Origin of the sequence: Microbacterium sp. NPDC089188, assembly GCF_040685155.1 — a bacterium.
In the GTDB taxonomy this organism is placed as follows: domain Bacteria; phylum Actinomycetota; class Actinomycetes; order Actinomycetales; family Microbacteriaceae; genus Microbacterium; species Microbacterium galbum.
The window spans coordinates 477,175-497,807 of record NZ_JBFBHH010000004.1 but is presented as its reverse complement, the minus strand read 5'-3'; the positions used below and the strand labels follow the sequence as shown (position 1 = coordinate 497,807).

Here is a 20,633-nt window from a genome sequence, read left to right as displayed (position 1 = left end):
GGCTGGCCGAATGGACCCCCGGATCGCCGTCGTCCCCGGCTCGTTCGACCCGCCCACGCTCGGCCATCTCGACGTCATCCGACGCGCGGCCGGTCTGTTCGACCAGCTCCACGTGCTGGTGGTGCACAACCCCGGCAAAGAGGCCATGCTGCCCATCGCGCAGCGGCAGAGTCTGCTCGAGCAATCCATCCGCGAGGCGGGCATCGAGGGCGACGTGATCGTGGCGGCCTGGAGCATGGGCCTGCTGGTCGACTACGCGACCGACGTGGGCGCCAAGGTGCTCGTCAAAGGCATCCGTTCGCAGGTCGACGTGGCGTACGAGACCCCCATGGCGATCGTCAATCGCGACCTCGCGCACGTCGAGACCGTCTTCCTGCTGCCCGACCCCTCGCACGCGCTCGTGTCGAGCTCCCTCGTGCGGCAGGTCGCGGGACTCGGGGGCGACGTGTCGCCGTACGTGCCGGCGGCCGTGGCGCGGTTCCTCGACACGGGCGCGCGCGACCTCTGACGTCGCGGCGCCGCATCCGTGACACGCGCGCGGCGGGCGACATCGCAGGAGGCGGGCTCGCCGCGCGGCGCCCGGCCCGCGCCCAGGGGCGCGCGGGTAGCATTGTCGACCGTGAGAACCCACCGTCCCGGACCTTTCCAGCTCCCCGTGCGCGACATCGAGCGCAAGCCCGGAGAGATGCGCGAGCACTCGCTCGACATCCCCGCCCCCGAGAAATGGGGCGAGGGTCTCGTCTCGGTCCCCGAGGCCGAGGTGCTCGAACTCGACGTGCGTCTGGAGTCCGTGCACGAGGGCATCCTCGTGTCGGGAACCGTCGACACCACCGCCACGGGCGTGTGCGGACGCTGCCTCATCGACATCACCGAGCCTGTCGAAGTCGAGTTCCAGGAACTTTTCACGTATCCTGGGGGAGAAGCGAGTGACTTCGACGTTCAAGACGACCACGTGGATCTTGAAAATCTGGTCCGGGATGCCATTGTCCTGTCGCTTCCGTTCCAGCCGGTGTGTCAGCCGGATTGCCCCGGGCTCGACCCGAACACGGGCGAGAGGCTGACGGAAAGCCCCGGCGAACCGGAGCAGTCGCCCGTCGATTCTCGATGGGCTGCGCTCCAGCAGTACACCCCAGACCACGGCGATGCGCTCCGCGCCGCCCCCAAGACAGAGAAGAGCTAGACATGGCAGGTAACCCCCCGAAGCGGAAGGTCTCCCGCTCCAACACCCGTTCGCGTCGCGCCCAGTGGAAGGCTGAAGCCCCCGCCCTGGTCAAGACCATCGAGAACGGCAAGGTCGTCTACAGCCGCCCTCACCAGGCGAAGGTCGTCACCGACTCGCAGGGCACCGAGCTCTTCCTCGAGTACAAGGGCCGCAAGGTCGCCGACGTCTGATCGGCACTTCGTGACGCGTAACAACGTCGAGCGCGATGCGCTCACCGAGAAGCTCGGGGTCGACATCGACCCCGAGCTTCTTTCTCTTGCTCTGACGCACCGCTCGTTCGCCTACGAGAACGGTGGCATTGCCCACAACGAACGCCTGGAGTTCCTCGGCGACTCGGTGCTGGGCCAAGCCGTCACGGTGCGTCTGTTCACCGGGCATCCCGACCTCGACGAGGGCAGCCTGGCCAAGCGTCGTGCGAGCGTCGTCTCGACCGTGGCGCTGGCCGAGGTCGCCCGTGGCATCGCACTCGGCGATCACGTGCGTCTCGGCCGTGGCGAGATCCTCACCGGCGGGCACGACAAGGACTCGATCCTCGCCGACACCATGGAGGCGATCATCGGCGCGGCCTTCCTCTCGGCCGGACCCGAGGCGGCGACCGCGATGGTGCTGCGCCTGGTCGAGCCGCTTCTCGCCGATCCCGAGCGTTACGGCGCCGCGATGGACCCGAAGACGAGCCTGCAGGAGATCGCGGCCCGTCTCGGTCTGACCGCCCCCGTCTACGGCGTCGAAGCCGCCGGACCCGACCACGACCGTCGTTTCACCGCGACCGTCACGGTGGGCGACGTCGTGACCACGGGCCAGGGCTCCAGCAAGAAGCAGGCGGAGATGGCCGCCGCGCTGACCGCCTGGCGCGAACTCGACGCGCGTGCCTGAGCTTCCCGAGGTCGAGGTCGTACGGGCGGGCCTCGAGCCCGCCGTCCGCGGGGCGCTCATCACATCGGTCGACGTGCGCGACGACCGCGCCCTGACCCGCCACACCGGGGGAGCGGCCCACTTCGAAGGCGAGCTCACCGGCCGACGCATCGACGCGGCCGTGCGACGTGGCAAGTTCCTGTGGATGCCGGTGTCCGACGACGAGACGATCGTCACGCATCTCGGCATGAGCGGGCAGATGCTCCTGCGCGTTCCCGGGGCTCCCGAGGAGCGGCACGAGCGCATCCGGATCGAGCTCGAGCACCCCGTGCACGGTCCGCTGTCGGTCGTCTTCGCCGACCAGCGCACGTTCGGCTCGCTCGCGATCGACGAGCTCGTCGACACGCCCGACGGCGCCGCAGGGGGACGCGGTTCCGGACTCGCTCGGGTCCCCACGCAGGTCGCGCACATCGGGCGCGATCCCCTCGACCCGGCCTTCGACGCCGCGCGCTTCCGCGCACGGCTGGGGCGCACGTCATCCGGCGTCAAGCGCGTGCTGCTCGATCAGACGGTGGCCAGTGGCATCGGCAACATCTACGCCGACGAGTCGCTGTGGGCCGCGCGCATCCACCCCGAGACTCCGGCATCCGCTCTGTCGACGCGGGCGGTCAACCGCCTGCTCGGCGAGGTGCAGGCGGTGCTCGAGAAGGCTCTCGCCGAGGGGGGAACGAGCTTCGACGCGCAATACGTCAACGTCAACGGCCAGGCGGGGTACTTCGCCCACTCGCTCAACGCCTACGGGCGCACCGGCCAGCCGTGCCCGCGATGCGGTCGGCCGATCGTGCGCGTGTCGTTCATGAACCGCTCGAGCCACTTCTGCCCGCACTGCCAGCGCCCGCGCTGACCACGACTCGCGCGAGTCGCCAGGAATCGTAGCTCCGGGCTGCTCCCCGGCGACGATTTCTGGCGACTCACACGATCAGGCAAGGATCTTCTTCCACACGCCCTCGTACGAGATGGGGGCGAAGCCGATGCGTTCGTTGATCGAGAGCATCGGGCGGTTCTCCTCCGCGTTGTACGTCATGACGCGCGGGGACAGCGGCGCGACGTCGTGCCACGCGAGAAGCCCGGCGCACTTGACGAGCATGCCGAGGCGGTGGCCGCGGTGGGCGGCGACGACCAGGGTGTCCTCCTGGCTCGTCACCGTGGTGCGGTCCTTCCCGATCACGAGCTCGTTGAACGCCGCGAGCTCGCCGCTGTCGATGTGCTGGGCGGCGGTGACGAGCATGTGCCGCCCCGCGTCGAGGTATCCGGCTTCGTAGCGGCGGAGGCGGTCGGCATCCCACACCTCCTCGTCGAACTCGAGATCGGCCGAGGGCGCGTCGGTGACCATGCGCGACTTCATCCACGCGAAACCGTCGACGAACTCGTCGGGGGTGGGCAGCGTCCACTGCACGACGCGGTAGCCCGAGGCCGCCTCCTCCGCCTCGGCCAGCAGGGTTCCGAGGTGCGGGCGCGCGCCGGCCAGATCGAGTTGACTCACCCGCACGATCTGCTCGAGGGTGCACCCGGATGCCAACAGGAAGCGCGCCGCGTGGTCCTCGGGTATCGCCCCGAAACCCGTGGGTGCCGCGAGACGGGGGCCGTTTGCGGCGGGGTGCTCCGCCCACGCCTGCAGAATGGTGCGGCCTTCGTCGCGGGCGATGCGCTCGATCTCGGCGAAGGCGGCGCGGCCGATGCCGTGGCTCCAGGCGGAGCGCCGCAGTTCGATCAGCCAGAACCCGGTGCGGGCGCCGTCTTCCTGCGGGAAGTCGAGACCCACCCGGCCCACGACTTCGCCGTGGAAGACCGCGATCCAGGAGAACCGTTTCATCTCGGGTCGTGGCTGATAGAGGGGGAGCAGTTCGTCGGCGGGCATCGAGGAGTCGTCGTGGCCGGAGACCTCGGCATAGACGAGGTTGCGCAAACGCACCATGTCGAGGAAGTCCGCGGCATCGGGGCCGTCGAGGGAGGTCGGGATGTGGAGGGGGCGCAGCTCGAGGCCGGCCGGAAGGGTGGTCATGTCACAGCTTTCGGATCGAAGGGGGATGCCGGTGGGGCCGACGTCATCCGTCGGCCCCACCGCTCAGAAGGGCGGGCGGCTGAAGGCCGCAGCGCTTCGCCAGGCGCGTTCGCGCTTCTCGCGCTCGGCCTGGACCGTGCGGGCGCGGTACGCGCTGACCGCCTGGTGGTCGAGCGCTCGGGCTCGATCGGCGTGCCGCGTCAGCAGCCAGAGGCCGAGGCGCAGCGACAGCCGGTCGAGCAGGCCGAGCGGGCGGTAGGCGGTGGTGTCGAACGTGACCGTCGACGGGGTGGGTGTCGGGGTGGGCGCGGCCGAGGCGTGCTGCGGCGCGCGCGTGAACAGGGCGTTCATGCGGATACTCCGTGAGGATGAAATCGAGCGGATGACGCGACGAGCGCGTGGAGGGACCGGGAAGGTCCGGCGAGCACGGAAGGCTCGCGGACGCGGAGACGGGGAACGTCTCGACGCGACGGGGTTATCCGAGTCGGGAGGGCATGCCGACGGTGGAAGCCCCTTCGGACACGGATGCGGAGAGCACGGGGACGGCGATGAAGCCGGGGGCGGTGAAGCCGGTGGTGATGCGAATCATGGAAGGAACCTCCTTTCGACGTCGGTTGCGACCCCCGACGCTAGCGAACGCTTTCAGCGAATGTCAAGCTCATCCTCAGAAACGGCCGCATCCCGGGCGCGTCTGCGCGTCGAGATCGGCCCGCCGCCGCGGAATTCCGGGGGTGTTCGGATAGCGTGGAGCGCCGGGACGATCGAGGGAGGGTGACGTGCATCTGAAGAGCGTCACGCTCAAAGGCTTCAAGTCCTTCGCCCAGTCGACCACCTTCGCCCTCGAGCCGGGCGTCACCTGCATCGTCGGCCCGAACGGCTCCGGCAAGTCCAACGTCGTCGACGCACTCGCGTGGGTGATGGGGGAACAGGGGGCGAAGACGCTGCGCGGCGGCAAGATGGAGGACGTCATCTTCGCCGGCACATCGACGCGCGGTCCGCTGGGCCGGGCCGAGGTGCAGCTGACGATCGACAACGGCGACGGCGCCCTGCCCATCGACTACAGCGAGGTGACGATCAGTCGCACGCTGTTCCGCAACGGGGCGAGCGAGTACGCCATCAACGGACAGACCTGCCGACTGCTCGACGTGCAGGAGCTGTTGAGCGACTCCGGCCTCGGACGCGAGATGCACGTCATCATCGGCCAGGGGCGCCTCGACACCGTCCTCCAGGCCACCGCCGAAGACCGACGAGGCTTCATCGAAGAAGCCGCCGGCATCCTCAAGCACCGTCGCCGCAAGGAGAAGACCGTCCGCAAGCTCGAGGCGATGGAGACGAACCTCACGCGCCTGAGCGACCTGGCGGGCGAGCTGCGTCGTCAGCTCAAGCCCCTCGGCAAGCAGGCCGAGATCGCACGAGAGGCGGCGACGATCGCGGCGGTCGTGCGCGACGCCAAGGCGCGCCTGTACGCCGACGACCTCGTGCGCCTGCGCACCGAGCTGGCCGACGCGGCCCGCGCCGAGAGCGAGCGCCACACCGAGCGCCTCGGGCTCCAGGAGCAGGCCGACGGGCTGCGTCGGCGCGTGGAGCGCCTCGAGAACGATCAGCGTTCCGAGGCCGTCGATCGGGCCCGCAGCGTCGCCTTCGCCCTTCAGCAGGTGCAGGAGCGTCTGCGCGGCCTCTACACCCTCGCCGGGCAGCGCCTCACCCTGCTGAGCGATGACGACAGCGACGGGTCCGGGTTCACACCGACGGTGTCGCAGCGCACGATCGATGACGTCCGCTCCGAGATCGACGACATCGCATCCGGTCTGGGCGACGCCCAGGATGCCGCGGCCGATGCGGCACGCGCTGTCGTCCGTGCGCGGGCCGACCTCGATGCCCTTGACGTCGACATCGCCGCCCAGAGCGCCCTCGTGTCGGAGCACGACCTCAAGATCCAGGCTCTACGGGGAACGGCGGATGCCGCGAACTCGGCTCTCACCGCCGTGCGCGGCGGTCTGGAGCGGCAGCAGAGGGCTTTGGACGCCGCGCTCGCGCGTCGAGCGGAAGCGGAGGAGGCCCGGGCCGAGTTGGATCCCGATGTCGTCCCCGAGGCGTCGACGGCGGAGCACGCGGCCGCGTACGAGCGCGCGCAGCGCGACGCGAACGAGGTCGAGACGACCGTGGCCGGACTCCGTGAGCGCCTGCACGCCGCCGAGCGCGAGCGTGACGCCCTGGCCGCCCAGACGACGGCCCTCGGCCGGGCCCTCGACGTGCGCAACGCCGCTGCCGACCTCCTCGCGGCGGGCGGGCCCGGCGTGCGCGGGCTCGTGAGCGACGACGTCAAGGTCACCGCGGGCTTCGAGGCCGCCATCGCGGCGGCGCTCGGCTCGCTCGCGGAGGGCCTGCTGGTCGACGACGCGGCATCCGCCTTCGCCGCTGCGCGCGAGGCGTCGGCGTCCGACCTCGGCCTGGTCGAGATCGCCATCGCCGGGGATGCGGACGCGGTGTCGCCTCCCGACCTCGGCGCGACCCCGGCGACGGACGTGATCACGGCGTCCGACGGGGTGCGCGGCATCCTGAGCCGGACCGTGATCGTCGACGACCTCGCCGCCGCGCACGCGCTGCGCGAGCGGATCCCGCACGACGTGACCGTCGTCACGCGTACGGGTGAGGTGATGACCGCGCACACGCTCCGGGCCGGATCGGATTCGGGGCGCTCGCGTCTCGAGCTCGCGGCCGAGCGCGACGCCGCGGCCGAACGGCTCGACGAGATCGTGGTGGTCGCCGACTCGCTCCGCGAAGCCCTCACCGACGAGCAGCGGGCGCTGGCCGACGCGCGGCAGCGCACCAAGGAGACGCTGTCGACACTGCGCGCGCATGATGCCGCCCTGGCGGCCCACGCCGATAAGGTGAACCGCGTCACCGTTCGTCACGAGGCGGCGATGGCGGAGTGCGACCGGCTCGCGGCCGGTGTCGCTCAAGCGCAGACGGCCGTGGCCGAGGCCGAGGCGGCGGCGCGACGGGCCGACGACGCCCTCGCCCGTGCGCTGGACGCACCCCGGCCGCTGCTGGACGCAACGGCGAGGGAGCCCCTGGCCGCCGAGGTCGAGACGGCGCGCGAGCGCGAGATGCGCGCGCGCCTCGACATCGAAACGCTCAGGGAGCGGGTGCGTGCCGGTGAACTGCGCATCGTGCAGCTCGAGCAGCAGCGCGAACGCGAACGCGCCGCCGCCGACGAAGCCGCCCGCCGTGCCGTGATCCGCCGCGCCCAGCGCGAGGTGGCGGCCGAGGTCGCCGGGGCGCTCCCGGCCCTCCTGGACTCGGTCGACCGCTCGGTCAGCCAGGCTCGCGTGGAGCTCGCGGCGGCCGAGACCGCGCGCGCCGCGGTCACCGACGAGCTGACCCGCGCCCGTGCGGAGGAGGCGGCCGTGCGCGAACGCCTCGCGCGCCTGACCGAGAACGTGCACGGTCTCGAGCTCCAGATGCACGAGAAGAAGCTCCACGTCACGAGCCTGCTCGAACGCGTGCGATCGGAACTGGCGCTCGAGGAGAACATTCTCGTTTCGGAATACGGTCCCGACCAGGGTGTCCCCGCAGATGGCGATGGGCAGCCGACGGCCTTCGACCGCGCGGCTCAGAAACGCCGCCTCCAGGATGCGGAGCGCAAGCTCGGGCAGCTTGGCCGGGTGAATCCGCTCGCGCTCGAGGAGTTCGCGGCGCTGGAGCAGCGGCACGCCTTCCTCACCGAGCAGCTCGCCGACCTGCAGCAGACGCGCGCCGATCTGCAGACGATCATCGCCGAGCTCGACGAGCGGATGCAGACGATCTTCGTCGCCGCGTTCGAGGACACCCGGGCGGCGTTCACCGACATCTTCCCGATCCTCTTCCCCGGCGGTTCCGGCAGCATCTCGCTCACCGATCCCGACTCCCCGCTGACCACGGGCATCGAGGTGGCTGTGCGGCCCGTCGGCAAGAAGATCGAGCGGCTGTCCCTTCTCTCCGGCGGGGAGCGTTCTCTCGCGGCGGTGGCGTTCCTGACCTCGATCTTCACGGCGCGCCCGAGCCCCTTCTACATCCTCGACGAGGTCGAGGCGGCCCTCGACGACGCGAACCTCGGCCGGCTCCTCGGGGTGTTCGAGAAGCTGCGCGCCAGCAGCCAGCTCATCGTCATCACCCATCAGAAGCGCACGATGGAGATCGCCGACGCGCTGTACGGCGTCTCGATGCGGCAGGACGGGGTGTCGGCTGTGGTGGGGCAGCGCGTGGGCGACCGCGCGGCGTCGCGACCGGCTGCCCCCGCCGCCGCCCGCGACGAGGCCGCCCCCGTAAGCTGAAGCAATGGCTGAGAACTCCTGGTCGCTGGGCCGCGCGCTGCGCGGGTTGTTCGTCAAACCCACCATCGACGAGACGACCTGGGACGACCTCGAGACGGCGCTGCTGACCGCGGACTTCGGTCCCGACGTCACCGAGCGCCTCATCGACGAACTGCGCGAGAAGGTCGACCGCTATCGCACCACCGATCCCCGAGATCTGCAGCGCATGCTGCGCGAGACGCTCGAGGAGCACTTCGCGAAGTTCGACACCACGCTGCGCCTCACCGAGCGTCCCGCCGTCGTGCTCGTGGTCGGCGTGAACGGCGTCGGCAAGACGACGACGATCGGCAAGTTCGCCAAGTTCCTTCAGCGCTACGGCCGTACCGTGGTGGTCGGAGCCGCCGACACGTTCCGCGCCGCCGCCGTCGACCAGCTCGCGACGTGGGCCGAGCGCGGGGGAGCCACGATCGTGCGCCCGCAGCACGAGGGTCAGGATCCGGCATCCGTCGCCTTCCAGACCGTCGCCCACGCCAAGGAGACCGCCACCGAGATCGTGCTCATCGACACGGCTGGGCGCCTGCACACCAAGGGCGGACTCATGGACGAGCTCGGCAAGATCAAGCGCGTCGTCGAGAAGCAGGCCCCCATCAGCGAGGTGCTGCTGGTGCTCGATGCCACGACGGGCCAGAACGGGCTCATGCAGGCGCAGGCGTTCCTCGACAGCGCGGGCGTCACCGGGCTCGTGCTCACCAAGCTCGACGGTTCCGCGAGAGGCGGGTTCGTCCTCGCGGTGCAGGAGCGCACCGGCATTCCCGTCAAGCTGCTCGGCCAGGGCGAGGGCATCGGCGATCTCACCGGTTTCACCCCGCACGTGTTCGCCGCGTCGCTCGTCGACTGAGCGCCCATACCGCACCGTCGGCTCCGGGCGGGTCTCCTTCCCGAAGCCCGCGCGTGATGCTTACATGGGACTCATGGCGATCGAGCACGACTTCTTCGGACTCCTCGAGTCGGGCCCCGACGGGTCGATCTTCTGGAGCGAGAACGTCGAGTTCGGCGACCAGAGCGTGACGGTCGACCTCACCGCGCCCGACCAGGACGACGTGTCGACCGAGGCCCTCGACGTCGCCGCCTCGCTCATCTCGTCGCTCGAGGCCGTCGATCTCGCCGCCCGCAATGCCATGGTCAACGAGCTCGACTCGCGCACCAGCGAGGTGACCGAGTACATCCTCCAGCAGCAGGCGACCCTGGGCGACGAGCTCGACGACCTGCTCCTCGACGCGTCAGGCGACACCCATATCGACGTCATCAAGGCCCTGCAGTTGATGAGCATGACGATCCTCGCCGACGAGCACGGCGGCGCCGACCCGTTCGCGGTGCTCGAGTACGCGCTCGATCCCGATGCCACCGACGACGTGCTCCTGGTCAACCTCGCCTCCGACGGGCGGGTGCAGTCGGTCACCAGCGCCGACTGATCGTGCAGACCTTCCTGCCGTACCCGTCGTTCCGCGACTCCGCCGCCGCCCTCGACCCGAAGCGCCTCGGCAAGCAGCGCGTCGAGACGTTCCAGCTGCTCCGAGCGCTCACCGTGCCCGGTCACGGCTGGCGCCACCACCCGGCCGCGAAGATGTGGGACGGCCACCTGCCGGCCTTGGTCGCCTACGGTCTCGTGATGTCCGACGAGTGGATCGCCCAGGGCCACGCCGACACGGTGCGCGAGAAGATCCTGGCGTTCGCACCCGAGGTCGACGGCACCGCGCAGAGCGATCTCGACCTCCCGCCCTGGATCGGGGACGAGGCGTTCCACCTCGCGCACCGCTCCAACCTCGTCCGCAAAGACCCGGAGTTCTACGTCCCGCGGTTCGGCGACGTCGCCGACGACCTGCCGTACGTCTGGCCGGTCTGACGCGTCACGCCTCGGCTCGCGGATGCCGCGGCATCCGCTGCGGGGCGGACGCTCCCGGCATCCGTCGGCTCACACCGCCTGCGCGAAGCCGGCGTCGGCGGAGGCGATGTCCTTCGCGAGGTGAGCGAGGTGCGGGGGGATCTCGCGCCCCTTCGACACCATCGACTGCGCCCACAGGCGCCCCGCGCGGTACGACGAGCGCACCAGCGGGCCCGCCAGTACGCCGAGGAAGCCGATGCGTTCCGCCTCTTCCTTGAACTCCACGAACTCCGCGGGCTTCACCCAGCGCTGGACGGGGAGGTGGCGCGGGGTGGGGCGCAGGTACTGCGTGATCGTGATGATGTCCGTACCCGCTGCGTGCAGGTCTTCGAGCGCCCGCACGACCTCCTCGGGCTCCTCGCCCATGCCGAGGATGAGGTTCGACTTCGTGATGAGTCCCGCATCGCGCGCGGCGCTCAGCACCCCGAGGGAGCGGTCGTACCGGAAGGCGGGACGGATGCGCTTGAAGATGCGCGGCACCGTCTCGACGTTGTGCGCGAACACCTCGGGGCGCGAAGAGAACACCTCGTCGAGGTGCGCGGGGTTGCCCGAGAAGTCGGTCGCGAGGATCTCCACTCCCGTGCCGGGGTTCTCGGCGTGGATGCGACGCACCGTCTCGGCGTGCAGCCAGGCGCCCTCGTCGGGGAGGTCGTCGCGCGCGACGCCGGTCACGGTGGCGTAGCGCAGCTGCATGCGCGTGACGCTCTCGGCCACGCGGCGCGGCTCGTCGCGGTCGTAATCGGCGGGTTTGCCGGTGTCGATCTGGCAGAAGTCGCAGCGGCGCGTGCACTGCGAGCCGCCGATGAGGAAGGTGGCCTCGCGATCCTCCCAGCACTCGAAGATGTTGGGGCACCCGGCCTCCTGGCACACGGTGTGCAGCTCCTCGGTCTTCACGAGGTTCTGCAGCGCGGTGTACTCGGGGCCCATCTTGGCCTTGGTCTTGATCCACTCGGGCTTGCGCTCGATCGGTGTCTCGGCGTTGCGCACCTCGAGCCTCAGCAGCTTCCGCCCGTTCGGGGCGGTGGATGCCGGAGCCCCGGCGCCGCCGGTCCCGCAGGCGCTCATGCGGCGACCGCCGCGTACTCGGCGCGGAAGACGCGTTCGATGGCGGGCACGAGGTCGGCGGGGGAGACGTCGGCCCCGAGCACCTCGCTGACGGTGGTGACGCCGGCATCCGAGATCCCGCACGGCACGATGTGCCGGAACCCCGCCAGGGTGTTGTCGCAGTTGACGGCGAAGCCGTGCATCGTCACTCCTTTTTCGACGCGGACACCGATCGCCGCGATCTTGTCGACGCCGAGGGGGCGTCGGACCCAGACGCCGCTGCGTCCCTCCACGCGGAACCCGTCGACGCCGTTCGCACCGAGGGCGTCGATCAGCAGCGCCTCGAGGCGCCGGACGTGCGCGACGACATCGATCGGCTCGGGCAGGCGAACGATCGGGTATCCCACGAGCTGCCCCGGCCCGTGCCAGGTGATCTTGCCTCCGCGGTCGACGTCGACCACGGGGGTGCCGTCGTCGGGGCGCTCGTGCGCCTCGGTGCGCTTCCCCGCCGTGTAGACGGCCTCGTGCTCGAGCAGGAGCAGGGTGTCGGCGCGGGTGCCGGCCACGACGTCCGCGTGGATGCGACGCTGGTGTGCCCAGCCGTCGAGATACGGGACGTAGTGCGGCGCGAGGCCGGCGTCGTGGATGTCGATCATCGACCCCTCCGATGTTGGATTGAGTCCAACAATACATCCCGGGTCGCGACATAGTCTGGAGCGGTGACCCCCGAGCCCCGCAGCGGCAGACCGCGCGCCTCCTCGCGCGAAGTGCTGTCGGAGGCCGCGTGCGAGCTGTTCCTCGAGCAGGGGTACGACGCGACCTCCGTCTCGGACATCACCCGCCGTGCCGGCGTGAGCCGCTCGAGCTTCTTCAACTATTTCTCCGCCAAGAGCGATGTGCTGTGGTCGGGCTTCGACGAACGGGTCGACGCGGCGGTCGCCGACCTGCGCGACGGGGGCGCCCCTCTCGAGGTCCTCGCCGCGATCGGCGACGGGCTCGCCCCGGACGCCCTCGCACTCGCCATCGTCAACGCGGATGCCATGGGGATCGCCGCCGAGCTGGATCGCGATCGTGCGATCCGCCAGTTCCGCCTGCAGCGCGAGGCCGCCGCGCGGCTGGTCCGCGAGGGCGCCGCACCCCTGGCCGCGCAGGTGCGCGCGGGCGCTCTGTCGGCGGCCGTCCTCGCCGCCGTCTGGGCATGGGCCGATCACACCGCCGGCCGCTCGTTGACCGACGCGATGTCGGAGGCCCTGGCCGCGGCGTGAGGGGCCGGCATCCGGTGTCGGGCCGTCCCCGGCGGCGGTCCGGGCCGTCGCCGCGTAAACTCGACTCATCATGGCGACTTTCGGCACCCTTTCCGACCGGCTCACAGAGACCTTCCGCAACCTCCGGAAGAAGGGCCAGCTCACGCCCGCCGATGTCGACGGGACGGTGCGCGAGATCCGCCGCGCCCTCCTCGACGCCGACGTCGCGCTGCCCGTGGTCAAGGAGTTCACCGCCGCGGTGCGCGAGCGCGCCCTCGGCGACGAGGTCAACCGGGCGCTGAACCCCGCGCAGCAGGTCGTGCAGATCGTCAACGACGAGCTCATCGGCATCCTGGGCGGACAGCAGCGCCGTCTGCAGTTCGCCAAGAACCCGCCGACCGTCATCATGCTCGCCGGCCTCCAGGGCTCCGGAAAGACGACCTTCGCCGGCAAGCTCGCCAAGATGCTCGAGAAGGACGGCCACACGCCCCTCCTCGTGGCGTGCGACCTCCAGCGTCCCAACGCCGTCAACCAGCTGCAGGTCGTCGCCGAGCGCGCCGGTGCCACCATCTACGCCCCCGAGCCGGGTAACGGCGTCGGCGACCCGGTCAAGGTCGCCCGCGACGGCGTCGCCTACGCGACGCGTCAGCAGCACGACATCGTCATCATCGACACCGCCGGACGTCTGGGCGTCGACGCCGAGCTGATGAAGCAGGCAGCCGACATCCGCACGGCCACCCAGCCCGACGAGGTGCTCTTCGTCATCGACGCGATGATCGGTCAGGATGCCGTCAACACGGCCAAGGCCTTCCAGGACGGCGTCGACTTCACCGGCGTGGTGCTGTCGAAGCTCGACGGTGACGCCCGCGGTGGCGCCGCCCTCTCGGTCGCCTCGGTGACCGGACGCCCGATCATCTTCGCGTCGACCGGTGAGGGTCTCGACGACGTCGAGCCCTTCCACCCCGACCGCATGGCGTCCCGCATCCTCGACCTCGGTGACATCCTCACCCTGATCGAGCAGGCGCAGTCGGCCTTCGACGAGGCCGAGGCGATGAAGGTCGCCGAAAAGCTCGCGACGGAGACCTTCACGCTCGAGGACTTCCTCGAGCAGATGCAGCAGATGAAGAAGATGGGCTCCATGAAGAAGATGCTCGGGATGCTCCCGGGCATGGGGAACATGAAGCAGCAGCTCGAGGACTTCGACGAGCGCGAGATCGACCGCACCGAGGCCATCATCCGCTCGATGACGCTGGCCGAGCGTCGCAACCCCAAGATCCTCAACGGTTCGCGCCGTCTGCGCATCGCGCGCGGTTCGGGCATGACCGTCACCGACGTCAACCAGCTCGTCCAGCGATTCGACCAGGCCGCGAAGATGATGAAGACCGTCGCGCGCGGCGGCGTGCCCAACATCCCCGGCATGGGGCCGGTGGGCGGAAAGCCCGGCGCCTCGTCGAAGCGCGGCAAGCAGCAGAAGGCCAAGGGGTCGCGCTCGGGCAACCCCGCCAAGCGGGCGGCCGAGAACGCCGGGATCGCGGCGACCACCGCCCCCACGGGTTCGGGGTTCGGTCTCGGCGGTCAGAACGCACCGAGCGAGGCCGACCTCGCCGAGCTGCAGAAGATGCTCGGTCGGGGCTGACCGGCGCGATCCGAGGCCCTAGGGCAAAATGCCGGCGTCCTGCAACGCCGACATGACGGTCTGCTCGATCGCCCGCTGCCCGCGGGGGGTGGGGTGGACGTCGTCCTCCTGCATCCACTCGGGGTGACCTCGCAGCGGCTGGCCGATGTCGAGATAGGTCCCGCCCACCGCGTCGACGGCTTCGCGCAACGCGTCGGAGGTGACGGCCGTGTCGTCGGGCACGTCGTCCTCGTCGTTCCAGATGGTGCTGAGCCCGACGATGCGCGCATCGGGGGCGGCGTCGTGCAGTTCGGCCACCGTGTCCTGGGTGTCGGCGCGGATCTCGTCGGCATCCTCCCAGAAGTCGTTGCTCGAGGATTCGACGATGAGCAGCTGAGGCTGCAGAGCGGCGACCGCGGGGACGAAGCCCGCGTAGGTGGTTCCGCAGTCGCCCTGCACGACGAAGCCCGTCCCGGCACATGCGAGGTTCGTCATGGCCACCTCGCCGCGCGCGGCCAGCATGACCGGCCACGCCTCGGCGGGATCGAGACCGAAACCCGACATGAGCGAGTCGCCCAGGGCGACGGTGCGCACCGGCGCGGGGGTGATCGCGGGACTCGGCGTGACGGAGGCGGTGGCCTTCGGCGCCGGCAGCTGCGGGGCCGCCAAGGACGGCGTGGGGGCTGCACCGACCGGTTCGGCCGCGCACCCGGCGAGCAGGGCCACCGCTCCCGCGCAGAGGGCCACCAGCGAGGTCGCCCGGACGCGGCGCGCAGAATGCATGACGCGATCCTACGAGCGCGCGCCTATGAACACGCGCGGAGACCGCCCTCTAGACGCGCAGCGCGGCGAGGTGCTCGCGCAGCGTGGGGCCACCCCGGAACTCGCGGATGAGATGCTGCACGACCTCGCGCAGGTCGCCGTCGGCCGCGTCGGCCACCGCGACCTGTCGAGCGGAGCTGCCCCCGGTGGCGAGGATGGTCTCGAGGCTCGCGAACTCGCGCGCGCACTTCAGCTCCAGCGCCACCTCGGCGAGCTCCTCCATGGTCTCGCGCAGGTGCTCCACCACCGGGCGCTGCGTGCCCTCGCGGTCGACGATCACCCGGGCGTCGAGCCCGTAGCGAGCGGCACGCCACTTGTTCTCGCGCGCGTACCAGGGCGGGATGCCGGGCAACTCGCGCCCCTCGTCGAGCAGGCGCGAGAAGTGCTCGACCAGTGTCTGCGCGAGGGCCGCGACGGCGGCGAGCTCCGGCAGCGTCGACATCCCGTCGCACGCGCGGATCTCCACCGTTCCCCACTTCGGCGCCGGACGGATGTCCCACCGCACTTCGCTGGCATCCGCCATGACGCCGGTGCGCACCATGTCGTCGAGGTAGCCCTCGAAGTCGTCCCAGGTCTGCAGCTGCCAGGGGAGTCCCGCGGTCGGGAGCTGCTGGAAGACGAGGGCGCGGTTCGAGGCGTACCCCGTGCGTTCGCCGGCCCAGAACGGGCTCGAGGCCGACAGCGCCTGCAGGTGGGGGAGGAACACGGTGAGGGCGTTGACGATGGGGATGACCTTGTCGACGTCGTCGACGCCGATGTGCACGTGGATGCCCCAGATCATCATGTTGCGGCCCCACCACTGGGTCCGCTCGATGAGCGTGTGATAGCGCGTCTTGTCGGTCACCTGCTGGTCGTACCACTGCGCGAACGGGTGGCTGCCGGCGCAGAGCAGCTCGACGCCGCGCGGCTCGGTCTCCTCGCGCAGCGCGCAGATCGCGTCGCCGATGTCGTCGACGGCCTCGGCGACGGTGTGGCCGACGCCGCTGGTCACTTCGACGGTGTTGGTGAGCAGCTCCCCGGTGACCGTGAAGCGCTCGAGCGCCGACTTCTCCTCGAGTTCCTCGAGGACCTCAGGGGCGCGCGGGACCAGGTCGCCGGTCTCGCGGTCGGCGAGCATGAGCTCCCACTCCAGACCCACGGACGAACGCGTCGATGCAGCGAACGGGAGCCTCATGCGGTCAGTCTGACACGGGGCCCCGACGCGCGGATCCTCCGCTACCCTCCGTGTCGCGGCGTGTCGCCTGTCACCGCGAGGTCCGCGCGTCTGGCAGAATAGAGGGCTGGACCCGCCACTCGACCCTCTATCCAGTGTCGGTCCACCCTTTTGAGCTTCCGCCGGGTGTGCACCCCACTCTCCAGGCGTTCGGTTCGTTCATTTTCATCATTTGGAGTCATCGTGGCTGTCAAGATCCGTCTCAAGCGCCTCGGAAAAATCCGCGCGCCCTACTACCGCATCGTCGTCGCCGACTCGCGCACCAAGCGCGACGGTCGCGTCATCGAGGAGATCGGCAAGTACCACCCGACCGAGGAGCCCTCGTTCATCGAGGTCGACTCGGACCGCGCGCAGTACTGGCTGTCGGTCGGCGCCCAGCCCACCGAGCAGGTCGCCGCCATCCTCAAGCTCACGGGCGACTGGGGCAAGTTCAAGGGCGACAAGGACGCCGTTTCGACCGTCAAGGTCCGCGAGCCCAAGGCCGCGTTCGAGGCCGACGCCTCGAAGAAGTCGGTCGTCAAGCCCAAGGCCGAGAAGAAGGCCGACGCTCCCGCCGAGGCGCCCGCTGAGGACGCCGCCGAGACCTCGGCCGAGTAATCCCCGTGCTGTCTGCCGCGCTCGAACACGTCGTCAAGGGGATCGTCGATCACCCGGATGCCGTCACCATCCGTTCCAGCACCTCGCCTCGCGGCGACGTGCTGGAGGTTCGCGTGCACCCCGATGACCGGGGCCGCGTGATCGGGCGCGGCGGACGCACCGCCAAAGCACTTCGCACGGTGGTGTCGGCTCTCGCCGACGGCCGCCGCGTGCGCGTCGACGTCGCCGACGACTGATGACGAACGGCGAGACCGCGGGCGCCCAGCCCGCCAAGACCCAGCTCCGCGTCGGACGCCTCGTGAAGGCCCACGGCCTCAAGGGCGCGTTCAAGCTCGAGCTCTACACCGACGACCCCGATGGACGCTTCGCGCCGGGGAGCACGTTCACCCTCCAGGTTCCGGAGTCCTCGCCGTGGCACGGCCGCGAGCTGACGGTCCGCGAGTTCCGCTGGATGAACTCGCACCCGGTGGCCTTCTTCGAGGGCGTCGACGACCGCACCGCGGCGGAGGAGCTCGTCAAGGCGATCCTCTGGATCGATCAGGACACCTCCGAGGCGCCCGCCGAGGACGACGCGTGGTACGACCACCAGCTCGTCGGCCTCGACGTGGTCCGTGACGGGGCGGTCATCGGCCGCGTCGCGCGCGTCGACCACTTCCCCGCGCAGGACTTGCTGATCGTCAAGCAGTCCGGCGACGACCGCGAGGTGCTCGTCCCCTTCGTGAGCGCGATCGTGCCCGAGGTCGACATCGCGGGCGGCCGCGTCGTGGTCACGCCCCCGGCGGGGCTGTTCGAAGAGCTTCCCCCGGAGCCGGACGACGAGCAGGAGCCGACGTCCGAGCAGGCTTCCGCCGACGACGCACCCGCCGACGACGCTCCCACCCACTCCGAGGACTGACGTGCGCATCGACGTCGTGTCGATCTTCCCGACGATCTTCGACGCGCTCGAGGTCTCCCTCCTCGGCAAGGCCCGGCAGAGTGGTCTCCTCGACGTGCAGGTGCACGATCTCCGTGCGTTCACGCACGATCGACACCGAACGGTCGACGACACCCCGTACGGCGGCGGCGCCGGAATGGTGATGAAGCCGGAGCCGTGGGGCGAGGCCCTCGACGCCATCGTCGGCGAGGCCGATCCGCGCCCCGTGATCGTCTTCCCCTCTCCGGCGGGCGAGCGTTTCACCCAGTCGATAGCCCGCGAGCTGTCCACGGCCCCGCACCTGGTCTTCGGATGCGGCCGGTACGAGGGCATCGACGAGCGCGTCTTCGACTACGCGTCCGAGCTCGGCGACGTACGGCTTCTCTCGCTCGGCGACTACGTCCTGAATGGCGGCGAGGTCGCCGTGATGGCGATGATCGAGGCCATCGGCCGACTGGTGCCCGGCGTGGTCGGCAACCCCGAGAGCCTCGTCGAGGAGTCGCACGAGGACGGCCTGCTCGAGTACCCGTCCTTCACGAAACCCGCGACGTGGCGCGAGCGCGAGGTACCCCCGGTGCTGCTGAGCGGCAACCACGGCGCCGTCGCGCGCTGGCGCCGTGAGCAGCAGCTCGAGCGCACGCGGACGCGTCGCCCCGATCTGCTCGCCGACTGAGCGTCCGCGTTCCGGCTCCGGCGGCGTCCAGCCGCCACCTCGTGTTGGCCGCGCCCGACGTCGGCGCGTTCCGCGACCGGCGGACGCCGCGATTGCCGTGCGGTGCTGCGCGGCCCGAACGCGACGGATGCCGCGACCCCGGGGCCGCGGCATCCGGAACACGAACTCAGTCGACGCCGAGGAACGACCGGTCGGTGAGCACGATCGGGCCGGCGGCGGTGATCGCGACGGTGTGCTCGGAGTGCGCGCCGCGGGAGCCGTCGGCGCTGCGCAGCGTCCAGCCGTCGGGGTCGGTCACGAGCTCGTCGGTCGTCTGGAGGAACCACGGCTCGAGGGCGACGACCAGGCCGTCACGGAGGGGATACCCGCGACCCGCCTTGCCGTCGTTCGCGACGTGCGGGTCGCCGTGCATCGTGCGCCCCACGCCGTGGCCGCCGAAGTCGGTGTTGATGCTCAGGCCCTCGGCGTGCGCCACTGCGGCGACGGCGGCGGAGATGTCGCCGATCTTGTGACCTACCGTCGCGGCGTCGATCGCCGCGGCGAGGGCGCGCTGCGTGGTGTCGATGAGGGCGAGGTCCTCGTCGCGGGGCGTGCCGACCACGAACGATACGGCGGAGTCGGCGACCCACCCGTCGACGGAGGCGGCGAAGTCGAGCGAGACGAGGTCTCCGTCGCGCAGGACGTAGTCGTGGGGGAGCCCGTGCAGGACGGCGTCGTTGATCGAGGTGCACAGCACCTTGCCGAACGGGCTCGCGCCGAACGACGGGTGGTAGTCGATGTAGCAGGACTCCGCCCCGGCCGAACGGATCATGTCGTGCGCGCGACGATCGAGGTGCAGGAGGTTGGTGCCCACCTTGGTCTCGTCGCGCAGCGTGGCCAGCACCTCCGCGACGAAGCGACCCGCGGGGCGCATCGCGTCGATCTCGGCCGGCGTACGCAGTTCGATCATGGTGGTTCCCTTTCGTCGAGCTTCCATTCTCCCCGATCGATGCGGATGCCGTGGGCTCGGGCGCGGCCATGGACTTCTCAAAGGTGCCGCACATGGTCGCGCCCTAGCATCGGCTCATGGTGCTGCGCCGTCTGTTCTTCCGCTGGATGTTCCCGGCCGCCGTCGTGCTGCCGCTGTGGCTGTTCGTCGGCTGGATCGTCTTCTCGGGCGGGAGCGGGTGGGCGCTGCTCTGGCTGTTCGTCGCCATGCCCGCCGTCTTCGTCTCGCAGCTGCTGCTGTCGCTGCTGGTCCGCGCACGGGGGAGCGTCCGCGAATCCCGCGCGGTGTCCTGGCGCGACGCGGTCGGCATCGGGCTCTGGCACCTCGTCATCGTCGCGCTCGGACTGTTCGACTCGCGGGTGTTCTTCCCGCTCCTCGTGCTGTCGGTCGTGGGAGCGCTCGTGCTGTTCTGGTCATCGCTCGCTCAGGTGTGGAACGAGGCCCGCGGCGCCGTGACCGTGCTGCACGCGACCGATGGCACCGCGTACATCCCGGCGCCGCAGGAGCGTCCGCAGCAGAGGGTCGACGGTGACGTCATCGTCGTGTCGGAGTCGCGACGCGCGGAGTGATCGCCGCGGCGCCGCTGGCGCACGCACGTTTTGGTCGCGACGCCGGAACATGGCAGAATGATCCTTTGTGCCCTGACCGGCTCTGCCTCAGGGGAGTCCGCCGCATCCGCGGCTCGGGCACGCCTCACCTTTTCCCTTTTCATCGTGCGATCGACCTGTGGCGGTCGCAGGAAGTGACGATCATGCAGATCCTCGACTCCGTCGACGCGGCTTCGCTCCGCTCCGACATCCCCGTCTTCGCCCCCGGCGACACCGTCAAGGTGCACGTCAACATCACCGAAGGCAACCGCTCGCGTATTCAGGTGTTCCAGGGCGTCGTCATCGGTCGCTCGGGCGACGGCGTGCGCGAGACCTTCTGCGTCCGCAAGGTCAGCTTCCAGGTCGGCGTCGAGCGCACCTTCCCGGTCCACAGCCCCGTGATCGACCACATCGAGGTCGTCACCCGTGGTGACGTGCGTCGCGCGAAGCTCTACTACCTGCGCAGCCTGCGTGGCAAGAAGGCCAAGATCAAGGAGAAGCGCGACCGCTGAGTCGACTCTCTCGAACGCCCCGTGGGTTTCCCCACGGGGCGTTCGGCGTTTT

The 20,633-nt window shown here is 70.3% G+C and carries 24 protein-coding genes; 17 read left to right on the top strand and 7 right to left on the bottom strand.

The features are described from left to right. Positions 1 to 10: 10 nt before the first annotated feature. From coaD to mutM, 5 genes are all read left to right on the top strand, one after another. Positions 11 to 508, top strand: a complete 498-nt coding sequence (gene coaD / locus AB0N80_RS15535) for a pantetheine-phosphate adenylyltransferase (RefSeq protein WP_298872270.1) — start codon at positions 11 to 13, stop codon at positions 506 to 508. A gap of 177 nt (positions 509 to 685) precedes the next feature. Further along, on the top strand, positions 686 to 1,180 hold the full coding sequence (locus AB0N80_RS15530; protein WP_315995897.1) for a DUF177 domain-containing protein: 495 nt from the start codon (positions 686 to 688) through the stop codon (positions 1,178 to 1,180). A 2-nt stretch (positions 1,181 to 1,182) separates the two neighbouring features. Next, positions 1,183 to 1,392 (top strand): 50S ribosomal protein L32, encoded by a 210-nt coding sequence (gene rpmF / locus AB0N80_RS15525; protein WP_013586329.1) that lies wholly within the window; start codon positions 1,183 to 1,185, stop codon positions 1,390 to 1,392. Between the two features lie 10 nt (positions 1,393 to 1,402). Then, positions 1,403 to 2,095, top strand: a complete 693-nt coding sequence (gene rnc / locus AB0N80_RS15520) for a ribonuclease III (protein WP_315995502.1) — start codon at positions 1,403 to 1,405, stop codon at positions 2,093 to 2,095. Further along, entirely contained in the window at positions 2,088 to 2,978 is an 891-nt protein-coding gene (mutM, locus tag AB0N80_RS15515) for a bifunctional DNA-formamidopyrimidine glycosylase/DNA-(apurinic or apyrimidinic site) lyase (protein ID WP_363579257.1), read from the top strand. Before rnc ends, mutM begins: the two co-directional genes overlap by 8 nt. A gap of 75 nt (positions 2,979 to 3,053) precedes the next feature. Here mutM and AB0N80_RS15510 read toward each other — a convergent pair whose 3' ends face one another. Both AB0N80_RS15510 and AB0N80_RS15505 read right to left on the bottom strand, forming a co-directional pair. Further along, positions 3,054 to 4,136, bottom strand: a complete 1,083-nt coding sequence (locus tag AB0N80_RS15510) for a GNAT family N-acetyltransferase (protein WP_363579255.1) — start codon at positions 4,134 to 4,136, stop codon at positions 3,054 to 3,056. A 63-nt stretch (positions 4,137 to 4,199) separates the two neighbouring features. Beyond that, positions 4,200 to 4,487: a hypothetical protein gene (locus AB0N80_RS15505; RefSeq protein WP_315995505.1), complete on the bottom strand. Its 288-nt coding sequence runs from the start codon at positions 4,485 to 4,487 to the stop codon at positions 4,200 to 4,202. Positions 4,488 to 4,912: 425 nt separating this feature from the next. Between AB0N80_RS15505 and smc the strand changes: the two genes are divergently transcribed. The 4 genes from smc (at position 4,913) to AB0N80_RS15485 (ending at position 10,334) form a co-directional block, all read left to right on the top strand. Further along, positions 4,913 to 8,452, top strand: coding sequence for a chromosome segregation protein SMC (gene smc / locus AB0N80_RS15500; protein WP_363579253.1), 3,540 nt, complete (start codon positions 4,913 to 4,915; stop codon positions 8,450 to 8,452). Between the two features lie 4 nt (positions 8,453 to 8,456). Then, positions 8,457 to 9,329, top strand: a complete 873-nt coding sequence (gene ftsY, locus AB0N80_RS15495) for a signal recognition particle-docking protein FtsY (RefSeq protein WP_315995507.1) — start codon at positions 8,457 to 8,459, stop codon at positions 9,327 to 9,329. Between the two features lie 73 nt (positions 9,330 to 9,402). Beyond that, positions 9,403 to 9,903: a DUF2004 domain-containing protein gene (locus AB0N80_RS15490; protein WP_315995508.1), complete on the top strand. Its 501-nt coding sequence runs from the start codon at positions 9,403 to 9,405 to the stop codon at positions 9,901 to 9,903. Positions 9,904 to 9,905: 2 nt separating this feature from the next. Continuing rightward, complete coding sequence (locus AB0N80_RS15485) at positions 9,906 to 10,334, top strand: MSMEG_6728 family protein (RefSeq protein ID WP_315995509.1); 429 nt, start codon at positions 9,906 to 9,908, stop codon at positions 10,332 to 10,334. Positions 10,335 to 10,403: 69 nt separating this feature from the next. Here AB0N80_RS15485 and lipA read toward each other — a convergent pair whose 3' ends face one another. Beyond that, the gene (gene lipA, locus AB0N80_RS15480; RefSeq protein ID WP_315995510.1) at positions 10,404 to 11,438 is read right to left on the bottom strand and encodes a lipoyl synthase; all 1,035 of its coding nucleotides are present in this window, start codon (positions 11,436 to 11,438) and stop codon (positions 10,404 to 10,406) included. Beyond that, positions 11,435 to 12,073 carry a lipoyl(octanoyl) transferase LipB gene (gene lipB / locus AB0N80_RS15475; RefSeq protein ID WP_315995511.1) on the bottom strand — a complete coding sequence of 213 codons (639 nt, stop codon included), beginning with the start codon at positions 12,071 to 12,073 and terminating at the stop codon, positions 11,435 to 11,437. The genes lipA and lipB overlap by 4 nt, the downstream gene beginning before the upstream one ends. A gap of 63 nt (positions 12,074 to 12,136) precedes the next feature. Here lipB and AB0N80_RS15470 point away from each other — a divergent pair, with 63 nt between their 5' ends. Beyond that, positions 12,137 to 12,682 carry a helix-turn-helix domain-containing protein gene (locus AB0N80_RS15470; RefSeq protein ID WP_315995512.1) on the top strand — a complete coding sequence of 182 codons (546 nt, stop codon included), beginning with the start codon at positions 12,137 to 12,139 and terminating at the stop codon, positions 12,680 to 12,682. Positions 12,683 to 12,752: 70 nt separating this feature from the next. Further along, a complete protein-coding gene (gene ffh, locus AB0N80_RS15465) occupies positions 12,753 to 14,297 on the top strand; it encodes a signal recognition particle protein (RefSeq protein WP_363579250.1) in 1,545 nt (514 codons plus the stop codon). An 18-nt stretch (positions 14,298 to 14,315) separates the two neighbouring features. On the opposite strand, the gene AB0N80_RS15460 is transcribed toward ffh, so the two are convergent. Beyond that, positions 14,316 to 15,059 (bottom strand): SGNH/GDSL hydrolase family protein, encoded by a 744-nt coding sequence (locus AB0N80_RS15460; RefSeq protein WP_363579248.1) that lies wholly within the window; start codon positions 15,057 to 15,059, stop codon positions 14,316 to 14,318. Positions 15,060 to 15,108: 49 nt separating this feature from the next. Beyond that, complete coding sequence (locus AB0N80_RS15455) at positions 15,109 to 16,272, bottom strand: glutamate--cysteine ligase (RefSeq protein WP_315995515.1); 1,164 nt, start codon at positions 16,270 to 16,272, stop codon at positions 15,109 to 15,111. A gap of 222 nt (positions 16,273 to 16,494) precedes the next feature. On the opposite strand from AB0N80_RS15455, the gene rpsP reads away from it, so the two are divergent. From rpsP to trmD, 4 genes are read left to right on the top strand one after another with little or no spacing between them, the layout of a single operon-like run. Next, positions 16,495 to 16,908, top strand: a complete 414-nt coding sequence (rpsP, locus tag AB0N80_RS15450; RefSeq protein ID WP_315995516.1) for a 30S ribosomal protein S16 — start codon at positions 16,495 to 16,497, stop codon at positions 16,906 to 16,908. 5 nt (positions 16,909 to 16,913) lie between these two features. Then, positions 16,914 to 17,144, top strand: coding sequence for an RNA-binding protein (locus AB0N80_RS15445; protein WP_315995517.1), 231 nt, complete (start codon positions 16,914 to 16,916; stop codon positions 17,142 to 17,144). Beyond that, positions 17,144 to 17,803 (top strand): ribosome maturation factor RimM, encoded by a 660-nt coding sequence (gene rimM / locus AB0N80_RS15440; RefSeq protein WP_363579245.1) that lies wholly within the window; start codon positions 17,144 to 17,146, stop codon positions 17,801 to 17,803. The genes AB0N80_RS15445 and rimM overlap by 1 nt, the downstream gene beginning before the upstream one ends. 1 nt (position 17,804) lies before the next feature. After that, positions 17,805 to 18,494 carry a tRNA (guanosine(37)-N1)-methyltransferase TrmD gene (gene trmD, locus AB0N80_RS15435; RefSeq protein ID WP_315995519.1) on the top strand — a complete coding sequence of 230 codons (690 nt, stop codon included), beginning with the start codon at positions 17,805 to 17,807 and terminating at the stop codon, positions 18,492 to 18,494. Positions 18,495 to 18,660: 166 nt separating this feature from the next. On the opposite strand, the gene map is transcribed toward trmD, so the two are convergent. Further along, complete coding sequence (map, locus tag AB0N80_RS15430; RefSeq protein ID WP_315995520.1) at positions 18,661 to 19,443, bottom strand: type I methionyl aminopeptidase; 783 nt, start codon at positions 19,441 to 19,443, stop codon at positions 18,661 to 18,663. A 116-nt stretch (positions 19,444 to 19,559) separates the two neighbouring features. Between map and AB0N80_RS15425 the strand changes: the two genes are divergently transcribed. Together AB0N80_RS15425 and rplS are read left to right on the top strand one after the other, a co-directional pair. Further along, entirely contained in the window at positions 19,560 to 20,051 is a 492-nt protein-coding gene (locus AB0N80_RS15425; protein WP_315995521.1) for an MFS transporter permease, read from the top strand. Between the two features lie 182 nt (positions 20,052 to 20,233). Further along, entirely contained in the window at positions 20,234 to 20,581 is a 348-nt protein-coding gene (gene rplS / locus AB0N80_RS15420; RefSeq protein ID WP_094736597.1) for a 50S ribosomal protein L19, read from the top strand. The last annotated feature ends 52 nt before the right edge of the window (positions 20,582 to 20,633 follow it).

Coding starts and splice junctions, on each gene's coding strand:
- AB0N80_RS15505 (WP_315995505.1), bottom strand. CDS start 4,487: ATGAACGCCCTGTTCACGCGCGCGCCGCAGCACGCCTCGGCCGCGCCC.
- coaD (WP_298872270.1), top strand. CDS start 11: ATGGACCCCCGGATCGCCGTCGTCCCCGGCTCGTTCGACCCGCCCACG.
- AB0N80_RS15530 (WP_315995897.1), top strand. CDS start 686: ATGCGCGAGCACTCGCTCGACATCCCCGCCCCCGAGAAATGGGGCGAG.
- ftsY (WP_315995507.1), top strand. CDS start 8,457: ATGGCTGAGAACTCCTGGTCGCTGGGCCGCGCGCTGCGCGGGTTGTTC.
- AB0N80_RS15490 (WP_315995508.1), top strand. CDS start 9,403: ATGGCGATCGAGCACGACTTCTTCGGACTCCTCGAGTCGGGCCCCGAC.
- ffh (WP_363579250.1), top strand. CDS start 12,753: ATGGCGACTTTCGGCACCCTTTCCGACCGGCTCACAGAGACCTTCCGC.
- map (WP_315995520.1), bottom strand. CDS start 19,443: ATGATCGAACTGCGTACGCCGGCCGAGATCGACGCGATGCGCCCCGCG.
- lipA (WP_315995510.1), bottom strand. CDS start 11,438: ATGAGCGCCTGCGGGACCGGCGGCGCCGGGGCTCCGGCATCCACCGCC.
- AB0N80_RS15510 (WP_363579255.1), bottom strand. CDS start 4,136: ATGACCACCCTTCCGGCCGGCCTCGAGCTGCGCCCCCTCCACATCCCG.
- AB0N80_RS15460 (WP_363579248.1), bottom strand. CDS start 15,059: ATGCATTCTGCGCGCCGCGTCCGGGCGACCTCGCTGGTGGCCCTCTGC.
- AB0N80_RS15455 (WP_315995515.1), bottom strand. CDS start 16,272: ATGAGGCTCCCGTTCGCTGCATCGACGCGTTCGTCCGTGGGTCTGGAG.
- lipB (WP_315995511.1), bottom strand. CDS start 12,073: ATGATCGACATCCACGACGCCGGCCTCGCGCCGCACTACGTCCCGTAT.
- AB0N80_RS15425 (WP_315995521.1), top strand. CDS start 19,560: ATGGTGCTGCGCCGTCTGTTCTTCCGCTGGATGTTCCCGGCCGCCGTC.
- rimM (WP_363579245.1), top strand. CDS start 17,144: ATGACGAACGGCGAGACCGCGGGCGCCCAGCCCGCCAAGACCCAGCTC.
- rplS (WP_094736597.1), top strand. CDS start 20,234: ATGCAGATCCTCGACTCCGTCGACGCGGCTTCGCTCCGCTCCGACATC.
- rpmF (WP_013586329.1), top strand. CDS start 1,183: ATGGCAGGTAACCCCCCGAAGCGGAAGGTCTCCCGCTCCAACACCCGT.